Raw genomic sequence first — 13,049 nt, forward strand, 5'->3', positions numbered from 1 at the left:
CCGACCGGACCGGGGCGGCGACCCGCCGCCCCGGCCTCCGGCCGGACCCGAGATTCCGGCGCAGCCGACCCCCGCGGCCGCCACGGCCGGAATCACGCCCGCCCCCCCCCCCGCCGCGGGCCCGCCCCCCCAGCGCGGCCACCGCCAGCACGGCGTGCCCGAGCAGCAGGCCGCTCAGCACCTCCTCGGTCCGGGCCACCGCGGCATGCACCCGCCCCCGGTCCGGCAGGTCGCGTACGCCGCCCGGACCGTCGGTGGGGGTGGCGGCGGGCAGGGTGATCGGCGGCAGCGGTACCTTCCCGAGCCGGATGGCCAGCAACGGCAGCCCGCCGAGCGCGAAGATCAGCACACAGAGCAGCACCGCCGCGGTGCCGGCCGGGTCGAGGAGCAGCCCACCCAGCGCGGCGGACGCCCCGACCAGGCCGATGGTCGCGCCGGCCACGAACACCCGGCCGCGGCTGGCCACCCCGAGCAGGCCGAGCGCCGACACCAGCAGCAGGGCCACCGAGCCGGCCAACAACTCGGGCGCGCCGACCCAGCGCAGCGGGGCGAACGGGCCGACCGGGTCGCCGGTGCCGACCGCGAGGGCGCCGGCCGCGGCGGCCCAGGGCAGGGCGTACCCGCCGAGGGTGATGCCGGCCGGGCCGTCACCGTACGCCCGGGAGGCGACGGTGCCGGCGAGCACGAGCAGCAGCGCCACCGCGACCGCGACGGGCCAGCCGGCGCGTTGCCCGGGACCGGCGGCCAGCACCGCGAGCAGTCCCACGGCCAGCGGCACGCCCGCCCCGATGCGGGTGGCCGCCCGGCTGGCCGCGGGCGACCAGGCGGCACCCCGCCGGCGGGCCCCGTCCGCGATCGCCTCGACCACGTCGTCGTACTCCAACTCGGGCCACTCGGCCCGGGCCGGTACGAGGTGCAGCACCTCGCCGTCGCGAACCCCCTGGGGGAGCAGCGCCTGCGCGGTGGCCAGCACCGCGCCGTCGGTGCGTCGCAGCACCCAGCCGCCGTGCCGTTCCCCGTCGTCGGCCAGCGCCTCCCCGGCGTGCCGGAGCACCTCGGGCAGCAGTTCGGCCAGGGGCACCTGTTCCGGCAGGGCCACGTCCAGCCGCCGTTGGGGAGCGCTGATCGTGACCCGCGCCAGCCCGGTTGTCATCGAGTTCTCTCCATATCGAGCGGGACGGGTGACTGACGAATGACAAGACTTTACCTACCATGAGCCAGGCTCGGATCACCGAGAGCGATGGGAGGGCCAGTGTCCACAGTCGTCATCAAGCGGCCGCCGCGCCGCCCGGCGCCGGAGATCCCGGCCGGTGAGCTGCCTGTCGAGGCGCCACCGGAGATCCCGGTGCTCACCGGGGGGCGCTGGCAGCAGGCACTGATGGTGCTGCCGATGCTGGGCGGCACGGTGGCGATGGCGATGATGTTCGGCCGGGGCGGCGGGGCCTACTCGTACGTGGTGGGCGGCATGTTCGGCCTCTCCTCGGTGGCGATGCTGGTGACCTCCTGGGGCAGCGCGGCCGGCACCCCGCGGAAGTCGGAGATGATGGCCGCCCGCCGGGAGTACCTGCGCCACCTGGCCGCGCTGCGCCGCCGGGTCCGGGCCACCGCCGGGGCGCAGCGGGCCGGGCTCTACTACCGGCACCCCGACCCGGGCCGGCTCTGGTCGACGGTGGACAGCCACCGGGTCTGGGAGCGCCGGCCGGGCGACCCCGACTTCGCGGTGGTCCGGGTCGGGGTCGGCCCGCAGACCCTGGCCACCCCGCTGGTCCCGCCGGTCACCCGGCCCCTGGAGGAGCTGGAGCCGATGACCGCGGGAGCGCTGCGGCGCTTCCTGGACGCGTACTCGGTGGTGCCGGAACTGCCGGTGGCGCTCTCGCTGCGCAGCTTCGCCCGGGTCTTCGTCCGCGGCCCTCGACAACTCCAGCTCGGCGCGCCTGACGCCGCGCAGCGACCTGAAGCCGTCGCCGGCTCGCCCGCCGCGCAGGGCCTGGCCCGGGCCCTGCTCACCCAGCTCGCCGTCTTCCACGCCCCGGACGAGTTGCTGATCGCGGTCTGCGCCGGTCCGGAGCGGCGGTCGGTCTGGGAGTGGGTGAAGTGGCTGCCGCACGCCCACCACCCGAGCCGCACCGACGCGCTCGGCCCGGTCCGGCTGGTCACCAGCTCCGCTGCCGAGCTGGAACGGCTCCTCGACGACGTGCTGGCCAGCCGGTCCCGGTTCAGCCCGGCCGGCCCGGCCACCGACGGCCCGCACGTGGTGGTGCTGCTCGACGGTGGCGACCTGACCGGGGCGACCGACCTGGCCGGGGACGGTGGCATCGACGCCGTCACCGTGCTCGACCTGGACACCCCGCCGCCCCGCCTGCTCGATCGGTACGCCCTCCTGCTCGACCTGGCCGACGGCCGCCTGCACTCGCGCTCCGCCGAGGGGCACGCTGAGGTCGGCACGGCCGACACGCTGGAACTCGCCGACGCGGAGGCGGTCGCCCGCCGGCTCGCCCCGCTGCGGCTCGCCGGCCCGGCACGCGGACCGGACGCCCCGCCCGGCGCCGAGCCGGGCCTGCCCGAGTTGCTCGGCATCGGCGACCCGGAGAACTTCACCGCCGAGCAGGGCTGGGCGCCCCGGGCCGCCCGGGACCGGCTGCGGGTGCCGATCGGGGTGGGTGCCGACGGCGGCGCGATCGAACTCGACCTGAAGGAGTCGGCGCAGGACGGCATGGGCCCGCACGGGCTGCTCATCGGGGCCACCGGCTCCGGCAAATCGGAGCTGCTCCGCACCCTGGTGCTGGGGCTGGCCGCCACGCACAGTTCGGAACAGCTCAACTTCGTGCTGGTCGACTTCAAGGGCGGGGCCACCTTCGCGTCGTTCGAGCGGCTGCCGCACACCGCCGCGGTGATCACCAACCTGGCCGACGCGCTGCCCCTGGTCGACCGGATGGTCGACGCGATCAACGGCGAGCTGACCCGCCGGCAGGAACTGCTCCGCCGGGCCGGCAACTTCGCCAGCCGGCGCGACTACGAGCGGGCCCGGGCGGCCGGCACGCCGCTCGCCCCGCTGCCGTCGCTGCTGCTGATCTGCGACGAGTTCTCCGAGCTGCTCTCCGCCAAGCCGGACTTCATCGACCTCTTCGTCCAGATCGGCCGGTTGGGCCGGTCGCTCGGGGTCCACCTGCTGCTGGCCTCGCAGCGCCTGGAGGAGGGGCGGCTGCGGGGGCTGGACACCCACCTGTCGTACCGGATCGGGCTGCGCACCTTCTCGGCGCTGGAGTCCCGGACGGTGCTCGGGGTGCCGGACGCGCACGAGCTGCCCCGCACCCCCGGGCACGGCTACCTCCGCTCCGGCACCGACCCGCTGGTCCGGTTCAAGGCCGCGTACGTCTCCGGCCCGGTTCGCCCCCGGGGCGGGCCGGCGGGCGCGGCCGGCGGCGGCGCACCCCGGCTGCTGGCCTTCTCCACCCACCTGGTGCCGGCGCCCGAGCCGCCCAGGCCGGCCGCGCTGCCTGCCGCGGAGGGCACCACCGAGAGCCTGCTCGACCTGATCGTGTCGCGGCTGGCCGGGCAGGGGCCGCCGGCGCACCAGGTGTGGCTGCCGCCGCTGGACGAGTCCCCCTCCCTCGACGAGCTGCTCGGCCCGGTGGGCGTCGACCCGGTACGCGGGCTCACCGTCGCGAACCCGGAGCTGCACGGCGCCCTCCAGGTGCCGCTGGCCGTGGTGGACAAGCCGTTGGAGCAACGCCGGGACCTGTACTGGCTGGCCCTGGACGGCGCGGCCGGGCACGTCGCGGTGGTGGGGGCCACCCGTAGCGGGCGATCGACCCTGCTGCGGACGCTGGTCTGCGCGCTGGCGCTCACCCACACCCCGGCCGAGGCACAGGTCTACTGCCTCGACTTCGGCGGCGGAACCCTCGCCGCGCTGCGCGACCTGCCGCACGTCGGCGGGGTGGCCGGGCGGACCGACGACACCGCCGTACGCCGGACGGTCGGGGAGATCGCCGGCCTGCTCGCCGAGCGGGAGCGACGGTTCGCCGAGGCGGGTGTGGAGTCGGTGGCCGCGTGGCGTCGGCGGCGGGCCGCCGCGCTGGCCGGCGGGCAGCCGGGCACCGACCCGTTCGGCGACGTGTTCCTGGTGGTGGACGGCTGGAACATCCTGCGCAGCGCCTACGACGACCTGGAACCCCTGGTCACCGAGCTGGCCACCCGGGGGCTCGCGTACGGGGTGCACGTGGTGGCCAGTTCGCTGCGCTGGTCGGACTTCCGCCCAGCCATCCGGGACCTGTTCGGCTCCCGCGTCGAGCTGCGCCTCGGCGACCCTTCGGACACCGTGGTCAGCAAGCGGCAGTTCGCGGCCACCGTCCCGGAGGAGCGGCCGGGGCGGGGCATCACCGCCGGCGGGCTGCACTTCCTCACCGCCCAGCCCATCGTGACCGGCCTCGGTGGCGAGACGACCGATCTGGTCAAGGCGGTCGCCGGGGCGTGGGCCGGGCCGGCCGCGCCCCCGGTACGCCTGCTCCCGCCCGTGCTGCCGTACGCCGAGTTGGACCAGAGCACGACCAGCGGGCTGGCCTTCGCGATCGGGGTGGCCGAGGCGGACCTGCGACCGGTGGTGCTGGACTTCGCGGTCGAGCCCAACTTCGTGGTGTTCGGCGACGCCGAGTGCGGCAAGTCGTCGTTCCTGCGGGCGCTCGCCACCTCGATCGTCAACCGGTTCACCCCCGAGCAGGCCCGGGTGATGCTGGTGGACTACCGGCGCAGCCTGATGGGCACGATCGAGACGCCGCACCTGATCGGGTACGGCACGGCCGCGCCGCACACCACCGAGCTGCTCGAGTCGGCGGCCGGCTACCTGCAGGGGCGGCTGCCCGGGCCGGAGGTCACCCCGGCCGAGTTGCGCAGCCGGTCGTGGTGGACCGGGCCGGAGCTGTTCGTGCTGGTGGACGACTACGACCTGGTGGCCGGCGGCCCGACCAACCCGCTACGCGCGCTGGAGGAGCACCTGCCGCACGCCCGGGACGTCGGCCTGCACCTGGTGCTGGCCCGCCGCGCCGCCGGCACCGGCCGGACCTCGTTCGAACCGATCATCCAGCGGCTGCGGGAACTCTCCACGCCGGGTCTGGTGATGTCCGGGGGCCCGGAGGAGGGCGCGCTCGTCGGGCAGGTGAAGGCGGGGCCGCTGCCGCCGGGCCGGGGCCGGCTGGTCACCCGGCGGGAGGGAGTCCGACTGGTGCAACTGGCCCATCTCCCGGTGGGGTGAATGGTGTCACCGAGTTGCACCGTGGGGTATGGGGAACCCGGTAATCTCCGAGCAGCATGGTCTTGTCGCGATGAATGGCTGGGGAATGTGACCAGGGATCGGCAGGGGGCTCCGACCGCGACCCGGCGTATCGTCGCGCGGGCACTGGTCGGGGCGGCGGCGGTTGCGGTCGCCGTGGCCGGTCCGTGGGTTCCGGCCGCGCAGGCCGCCCCCGCCGGGATCACCGCGCGGGAGCCCGCCTGGGTCGCCCCGGCGGAGCTGCCCTCCCGGGTCGACCAAGTGCGCGAGGAGCAGTGGCAGCTCGACGCGTTGAAGGCGAAGACCGCCTGGCGGACGTCCACCGGGCGGGGCGTGGTGGTCGCGGTGGTCGATTCCGGAGTGGACGGTTCCCACCCGGATCTGGCCGGCCAGGTGCTCCCCGGCATCGACCTGGTCTCCCCCGGCGGCGCCGAGGGCCCCGACCCGGTGGGTCACGGCACCACGGTCGCCGGCCTGATCGCCGGGCGCAACGACGACGACCGCGGGGTGGTCGGCCTCGCGCCGGACGCCAAGATCCTGCCCGTCCGGGTGCTGAACGACGAGAACCGGTACGACGACGCGATGATCGTCGCCAAGGGGGTGCGCTGGGCGGTCGACAACGGCGCCCAGGTGATCAACCTGTCGCTCGGCGGCGGCGGGGACAGCCCCGCGCTGGCCGCCGCCCTCGACTACGCGTTCGCCCGGGACGTCGTGGTGGTCGCCTGCACCGGCAACCTGGCCACCTCGAACAGTCCCGAGGTCTGGTACCCGGCGCGGGAGCCCGGGGTGCTCGCCGTCGCCGGCCTGGAACGCAACAGCAAGGACCTCTGGTCCGGCTCGATCACCGGGCACGAGACCGTGCTCACCGCCCCGGCGACCGCGCTCTACGGCGCCCGCCCACAGGGGTACTGGCGGGTGCAGGGGACCAGCTTCGCGTCCCCGCTGGTCGCGGCCACCGCTGCGCTGGTCCGGGCGAAGTACCCGCAGATGTCCGCCGGCGACGTGGTCAACCGGCTGATCAGCACCGCCAGGGACCTCGGCCCGACCGGCCGCGACGACCGGTTCGGCTACGGGATGGTCGACCCGGTGGCCGCGCTGACCACCGATGTGCCGTCGGTCGGACGCAACCCGCTCGACGACAACGACTCCCCCGGCGTGGTGGGCTTCGGGCCGGCGCCCGGCTCCGGCCGGGACACCCGGGCCGCCGCCGGCCAGGGCGCCGATCCGTTCTACGCCGCGCCCGGACAGCAGCCGAAGTGGTCGGCCCGGGCGGCCGGCCAGGCGACCGACTCGGCACCGGAGCGGCTGTGGACCGGCCTGGCCCTCTTCGTCGCCCTGGTCACCGGCGCCGCGCTGGTGGTCCGCCGGTTTCGCCAGGCCCGCCGCTGACCCCCCGGTCTGACCGGTCCCTCGGCTGGGTAGTGGACGACGCATGAAGACCTTGGGCACGGACGGGCGGTCCTGGCGTGCCGCGCGCCTGGATCCGGACCGTTCGCTGGGGCTGCGCCTCACCCTGGCCGCCGTCGCGGCGTTCCTGGTGCTGGTGCCATTCGCCCTGCTGGCACTCCTGGTGCTGGGCTCGTGGCCGGCCCTGTTCCGGCTGGACGCCACGATCACCGACGGGTTCCACCGCTACGCCCTGGATCACCCGACCTGGGTACGGGTGATGAGCGTGTGGACCGACGTGTTCGCCCCGGGCCCGCTGCGGGTGGCCGCCGCCGTGGTGGTGGTCTGGCTGCTGTACCACCGGGCCCCGCGGCTGGCGCTCTGGGTGGTCACCACGATGACCGTGGGCGGGCTGCTCGGCGGGCTGCTCAAGCTGCTGGTCGGGCGGCACCGCCCGGACCTGCTCGACCCGGTGGCCCGGGTGGCCGGGTACTCGTTCCCGTCCGGGCACGCGCTGAACGCCACCCTGGCCGCCGGGGTGCTGCTGCTGGTCTTCCTGCCGTACGCCCGGGACCGGCCGGTGCTGCGCTGGGTGCTCTGGACCGCGGCGGTGCTGCTCGCCGTGGTGACCGGGCTCAGCCGGATCGCGCTGGGGGTGCACTGGACCAGCGACGTGGTCGGGGGCTGGCTGCTCGGCGTCGCGGTGGTCGCCGCCACGGCCGCCGCGTTCACCACCTGGCGGACCCGCACCGGTCGGCGGCCGGCGCGTACCGCGCGGGAGGGCGTGGAGCCGGAGCTGGCCGAGCCGGGCCCGGACGGGACGCGCGCGTAGTTCAGCACCACTCGGGATGCTCGCCCGCGGCGCTGGTCGCCGTCGCGGTCGGCCGGCGTCGACCGGCTCAGGTGCAGTCGCCGGTGCCGACCGCCCGGGTACGCTCCGCGCCGGTCAGGGCGACCGGCCGGGCCTCGGCGGCGGTCACCGCGAAGCCGGTGTTCGGGTCGTCCGCCGCCGCCGCGAAGATCACCCCGAGCACGAGCCCGTTCGAGGAGACCAGCGGCCCGCCCGAGTTGCCGCTGCGCACCAGTGCCCGGATCGTGTAGATCTCCCGGGTCACGTCGCCCGAGGAGTAGATGTCCGGGCCGGTGATCCGGTCGACGTCGCGGATCCGGGCCGGCCGGGCGTCGTACGGGCCGTCGAGGGGGAAGCCCAGCACGATCGCGTCGGCCCCGCTGCCGGCCTGCCCGGCGGCGAAGCGCAGCGACGGACCGGGCAGCCCCGGCACGTGCAGCACGGCCAGATCCCGCTCCGGGTCGTAGACGACCACCTCGCCGTCGTACCGCTCGCCGCGCAGCTCGACGGCCACCGAGCGGGTGCCGGCCACCACGTGCGCGTTGGTCATCACCCGGTCGTCGGCGTACACGAAGCCGGAGCCCTCGATGCGGCGGGCGCAACTCGGCGCGGAGCCCAGCACCTTCACCACCGACCGCTGGCTGGTCTGCACCACCTGAGAGCCGGCCAGCGCCGGGTCGGGCGGGGAGACCTGCCGGGCGCGGGTCGGGGCGAGGTCGCCGAAGACGTCCGGGAAGCCGTTGGTGTCGACGGTGTCCCGCAGCGCCGTGGAGAGCTGCTGCGCCTTGTCCGGCAGGATCCGGTCGACCACGGTGAGCAGGGCGCTGTTGCGGACCGAGGAGGCCAGCCAGGGCAGCGACGAGGAGCCCAGCGGCACCGCGACCAGCCAGGCCACCAGCATCACCGCGAAGACCGAGACCAGCGCGCCGCCGATGTCGTCGAGTTTTTTGGCCAGCTCGTTGGTGATCGTCTGGCGCAGGTGCGAGCCCAGCCAGCCGGCCACCGCCTGGCCGAGCACGGCGAGGCCGAAGACCGCGACGAGCGAGATCAGCACCCGGGTGCCGCTGTCGGTGAACTGCCGGGCGACCAGCGGGCCGACCTGGAGACCGACGAGCGCGCCCAGGAAGAACCCGGAGAACGACAGCGCCCCGATGACGAAGCCCTGACGATATCCGCTGATCGCGAACACGAGCATGAGCAGGAGCAGTACGAGATCCACGGCGGACACGCGTCCAGGGTACGGGCACCGCGCCCGGAAGACCCTGAGCGCTCGCTGAACGTGACGTTCAGGTACGGGTCGGTGAGCTTTCCCGGCTCAGCGGACCGGGGTCTCGTCGACCGCGTCGGTGCCGGCCGAGGGCGCCGGGGTGGCTCCGGTCGGCGGCAGCTCCACGACCCGCGAACGCGGCCAGGGACGGGTCCAGCCGCCCATCTCCAGCAGCGTGTTCAACACCCCGGCGGTGAAGCCCCAGACGAGCATGCCGCGCACCGCGAAGGCCGGGCCGATCCAGCCGCTGGGGTGGCGGACCCGCATCCGGTTCTCCGGGTCGACCAGCTCGGCGACGGGCAGCCGGGCCACGTGCGCCACCTCGGCCGGCTCGCACGGGTGCACCGGGTGCGGCGCGTGCCACCAGGCCAGCACCGGGGTGACCACGAAGTCGCTGACCGGGATCCACAGCTTCGGCAGCTCGGCCAGCACGGTGACGCTGCCCGGGTCGAGCCCGACCTCCTCGTTCGCCTCGCGCAGCGCGGTGGCGCTGGCGTCGGCGTCCTCCGGATCGGCCGCGCCGCCGGGAAAGGCCGGCTGCCCGGCGTGGTTGCGCAGGGTGGCGGCACGCTGCAGGACCAGCACGTCCGGCCCGGCCGCCGGCTCCTCGCCGAGCAGCACCAGCACGGCGCTCTCCCGACCCCCGCTCTCCGGGGTGGTGAGCCGGGTGAAGTCCTCGGCCCGGGCGTTGCCCAGGCGGCCGAGCAGTGGGTCGAGCCAGCTCGGCGGCTGCCTCGTCATGCCGCGACCTCCACCCCGAGATGCTGGCGGACCAACTCGGCCAGGCGGGCGTCGTCCAGCGCCCCGGTCGAGTCGGTGTGCCGGATCCGGCCGTCCGCGCCGACGAAAACGGTCAGCGGGAACGCGTTGCGGCCGAGCCCTCGTTCGAAGGCGTCGCCCTGGTCGACCAGCATGGGGAAGCGGACGCCGAAGTCCTCGCCGATGGACTGCGCGCCGCCGCGGCTGTCCCGGCTGTTCACCCCGATCACCTGGAACCGCCCGGCGGCCCGCTCGCTGAGCCGCTGGAACGCGGGCAGCTCCTTGCGGCACGGCGGGCACCAGGACGCCCACACGTTGATCACGGCCGGACCCTTGACGTCGCGTAACGCCACCGGTGCCCCGCCGGTGAAGCAGGAGAGGGTCAGCTCGGGCAGCGGGTCGCCCGGCTCGCCGGCCGGCGTGGCGGCGGCCGAGGCCGGCACGACGGCCAGCGGGGCGCAGTCGGCGAACGGCGAGGGGCGCTCGGCCCGGGCCGCCGGGGCCGGGCCGGCCGGCTCGTCGGTGCCGGTGCAGGCGGCCAGCGCCAGCAGCACCGGGACGAGCAGGTACGGGAGTGGACGGTTCACGGCACGTCCGCCGCTACGGCCTGCTGGGGGACCAGCTCGGGGTCGATGCCGACGGCCGCCGCGAGATCCCGGGCGCGGGGGCCCGTGAGCAGCTTGGCCGCCGCCACCGGATCGGTCGGCCCGGTGCCGTACGACGGGCAGAGCTTGACCAGCGTGCAGGCGCCGCAGGCCGGCTTGCGAGCGTGGCAGACCCGGCGGCCGTGGAAGATGATCCGGTGCGACAGCATCGTCCAGTCGCGCTTCGGGTACAGCGCGCCGATGGCGTGCTCGATCTTGACCGGGTCGGTCTCGTCGGTCAGCTTCCACCGCTGCACCAGCCGCTGGAAGTGCGTGTCGACGGTGATGCCGGGGACGCCGAAGGCGTTGCCGAGGATCACGTTGGCGGTCTTGCGCCCGATGCCGGGGAGGGTGACCAGGTCGGCGAGCTTCCCGGGGACCTCGCCGCCGTACCGCTCGCACAGCTCGCGGCCCAGGTTGATCAGGGAACTGGTCTTGTTGCGGTAGAACCCGGTGGGCCGGATCAGCTCCTCCAGCTCGGCGCGGTCCGCCCCCGCGTAGTCGGCGGCGGTGCGGTAGCGGGCGAAGAGCTTCGGGGTGACCTCGTTGACCTTCTTGTCGGTGCACTGCGCGGAGAGGATGGTGGCGACCGCCAGCTCCAACGCGTTGGAGTGGTCGAGTTCACAGTGCGCGTCGGGGTGCGTCTCGGTCAGCACCCGGCCGATCCGCCGGGCGCGGCGGGTGCGACCGAGGTCGGTCTCGGGGGTACGCGTGGTCACGCCGGCCAGCCTACGTCGCGCGATCGACCGCCCGGCGGGCCCACGCGGGCGGGTCGCGTCAGGCGCCGGTGCCGGACGGGGCGGTGATCTTCCCGGCCCCGTCGAGCCGGGCCGCGGACTTCGGGAAGTCGCTCCGGCTGACGTCGCGGACCAGGCCGAGGCCACGGTGCTGCCGGTCGATCGACGGCCGGCCGACACTGTTCATCACCGTGGAGGTGAAGGTGCCGCCGGCGAAGCTGCCGTCCGGCTTGAGCGAGACCTTGAGCACGCCGCCCCAGCCGAGCCGGCCGGCGGGGTTCAGCGACTTCCCGCCGCCGGCGAAGTTGCCCAGGCTGTACGCGATCAGCCGGCCCTTGTAGAACTCCATGCCGCGCAGCACGTGCGGGCCGTGCCCGACGACCAGATCGGCGCCGGCGTCCACCACGGCGTGGGAGAACTTGATCGGATCGCCCCGGTTCTCGCCGAAGAACAGCTCGGTGCCCGGCTTGACCCGGCTCTTGTCGGCGCCCTCGGCACCCATGTGCACCTGCACCACGACCACGTCGGCCATGGTCGCCGCCTTCGCCACCACCCGCTTCGCCGACTCGATGTCGACCAGGCTGTTGGACCAGACGTACGACGAGAAGCCGACCACCGCCACCTTGACGCCCTCGACCTCGACCACGGTGATCTCGTCCGGCGCCCCGGTGTGCTTCAGGCCGTGCTCCGCCAACGCGCGCTGGGTGTTCTCGTAGCCCTTCGGGCCGTAGTCGTAGCCGTGGTTGTTGGCCTGGTTGAGCAGCTCGAACCCGGCGTCCTTGAGATGCGCCGCGTACCCGGGCGGGGCCCGGAACTGGAAGCAGTTCTTCGGGGTCGGCCCGCACTTGCCGGTGCCGGTGTCCTCGGTGAGCGGCTCCTCCAGGTTGCCCATCACCAGGTCGGCCTTGAGCGCGGCCTTGACGTCGTCGAAGAAGCCCTTGCCGCCGTTCGCCGGCAGCCGGGACGGGGCGTTGCCCATGATCACGTCCCCGGTGGCGGCCAGCGAGATCGCCTTCTCGGACTGGTCCACCGGCTGCGCCGGCTGCTCGCCCTCGGCCGGGGCGCCGCTCGCCGGCGCGCCCGGCTGCCAGGCCGGCGGGTCGTCTGCCTGCCGGGCACAGCCGGCGGCGAGCACGGCGACGAGCAGCGCGCCGAGGACGGCCGCCGGCCGACGCCAGCGGGACACGAAAAGGGCGGGAGCATACATCGTCCGCGACGCTACCGCCCGGGAACGCGTCCGACGACGTCCGATCGGTCGGAAAACTTGTTCGGGTCGCGGGCGGCCGGCTCAGCCCGCCCGCCGGTCGGACCAGGGGACGACGGTGCCTGCGCCGCCGGCCAGGACGGCGGCGTGGACCGCGCGTGCCAGCGGGGCGCCCCAGGTCGACCGGGGCCCGCCATACGGCGCCGGGTCGCCGTCGGCCGGGCAGAGCAGGGTGACCGCGTCCGTCGGGGTGCCGGTGGCGGGCAGCCCCAGCTCCCAGATCGCCTGCGCCTTCGCCTCGGTGGCCGTGGCCACCGCGTTGACCAGGGCAGCCTCGCTGAGCCGCATCGGGACGTACCCGACGATGTTGACCGTGCCGACGCGCTGGACGGGGGCGGCAGGCGCGGCGGCGGCCCACACCGGCGTGCCCAGACCCACCGTCGCCCAGACCCGGACGCCGCCGTCCGCGCGGGCCACCACCTCGGCGACGTCGACCCCGGTCAGCAACCCGACGCCGGGCCCGGCCAGCCCGAGGCCCTCGGCCAGCTCGCCCAGGTGGTCAGCCGGATCGTCCCGGTCGTACGACATGGGCACGGTCGCGTTGACCACCCACCGGCGTACGCCGATCCCCCCGCCCAGCGGGGCGCTGCCGACCGCCAGCAGCGGCGCCTCGGCGCGCCAGACCAGTAGCGGGATGTCCCATCCGGCTTCCCGGCGGGTGGTCAGGAACGGCTCGTTCAGCACGCCGCCGACCCTACGATCAGGGTGGGAACGGACGGCGGCCACCCGGACCGGGGCGGGATCTTAGTCGTTGATCAGGTCGGGCGGGTTACGCCCAACGATCAAGATTCCAGGGGTGGACCTCGGATTACTGCTCAGGTACGCCTAGACTGGCGGCGCGCGAGGGATCAGCGGACGGCGGACCCGGCCGAGGGA

10 protein-coding genes are annotated in these 13,049 nt (G+C 75.0%); 3 read left to right on the forward strand and 7 right to left on the reverse strand.

Annotated elements, in window-relative coordinates; all coding sequences use genetic code 11:
• Positions 1-1,153 (reverse strand): type VII secretion integral membrane protein EccD (gene eccD, locus ONA70_RS13310; protein ID WP_265006718.1); only part of this gene is annotated, 1,153 nt, incomplete at its 3' end.
• A 99-nt stretch (positions 1,154-1,252) separates the two neighbouring features.
• Between eccD and eccCa the strand changes: the two genes are divergently transcribed.
• The 3 genes from eccCa to ONA70_RS13325 all read left to right on the forward strand — a co-directional run bounded on the left by eccCa (position 1,253) and on the right by ONA70_RS13325 (position 7,484).
• Positions 1,253-5,248, forward strand: a complete 3,996-nt coding sequence (gene eccCa / locus ONA70_RS13315) for a type VII secretion protein EccCa (protein WP_265006719.1) — start codon at positions 1,253-1,255, stop codon at positions 5,246-5,248.
• A gap of 87 nt (positions 5,249-5,335) precedes the next feature.
• Positions 5,336-6,655, forward strand: a complete 1,320-nt coding sequence (gene mycP, locus ONA70_RS13320) for a type VII secretion-associated serine protease mycosin (RefSeq protein ID WP_265006720.1) — start codon at positions 5,336-5,338, stop codon at positions 6,653-6,655.
• Between the two features lie 43 nt (positions 6,656-6,698).
• Positions 6,699-7,484: a phosphatase PAP2 family protein gene (locus ONA70_RS13325; RefSeq protein ID WP_265006721.1), complete on the forward strand. Its 786-nt coding sequence runs from the start codon at positions 6,699-6,701 to the stop codon at positions 7,482-7,484.
• Positions 7,485-7,551: 67 nt separating this feature from the next.
• Here ONA70_RS13325 and ONA70_RS13330 read toward each other — a convergent pair whose 3' ends face one another.
• From ONA70_RS13330 to ONA70_RS13355, 6 genes are all read right to left on the reverse strand, one after another.
• Positions 7,552-8,730, reverse strand: coding sequence for a MarP family serine protease (locus ONA70_RS13330; protein ID WP_265006722.1), 1,179 nt, complete (start codon positions 8,728-8,730; stop codon positions 7,552-7,554).
• Between the two features lie 87 nt (positions 8,731-8,817).
• On the reverse strand, positions 8,818-9,510 hold the full coding sequence (locus ONA70_RS13335; RefSeq protein WP_265006723.1) for an NUDIX hydrolase: 693 nt from the start codon (positions 9,508-9,510) through the stop codon (positions 8,818-8,820).
• Positions 9,507-10,115, reverse strand: a complete 609-nt coding sequence (locus ONA70_RS13340) for a TlpA family protein disulfide reductase (protein WP_406601188.1) — start codon at positions 10,113-10,115, stop codon at positions 9,507-9,509. Before ONA70_RS13340 ends, ONA70_RS13335 begins: the two co-directional genes overlap by 4 nt.
• Complete coding sequence (nth, locus tag ONA70_RS13345; protein WP_265006724.1) at positions 10,112-10,891, reverse strand: endonuclease III; 780 nt, start codon at positions 10,889-10,891, stop codon at positions 10,112-10,114. Before nth ends, ONA70_RS13340 begins: the two co-directional genes overlap by 4 nt.
• A 58-nt stretch (positions 10,892-10,949) precedes the next feature.
• Positions 10,950-12,116: a CapA family protein gene (locus tag ONA70_RS13350; RefSeq protein WP_265006725.1), complete on the reverse strand. Its 1,167-nt coding sequence runs from the start codon at positions 12,114-12,116 to the stop codon at positions 10,950-10,952.
• Between the two features lie 81 nt (positions 12,117-12,197).
• The gene (locus ONA70_RS13355; protein WP_265006726.1) at positions 12,198-12,857 is read right to left on the reverse strand and encodes an adenosylcobinamide amidohydrolase; all 660 of its coding nucleotides are present in this window, start codon (positions 12,855-12,857) and stop codon (positions 12,198-12,200) included.
• Positions 12,858-13,049: the final 192 nt, after the last annotated feature.

The sequence above is a fragment of the Micromonospora yasonensis genome, assembly GCF_026013475.1.
Lineage (GTDB): Bacteria > Actinomycetota > Actinomycetes > Mycobacteriales > Micromonosporaceae > Micromonospora > Micromonospora yasonensis.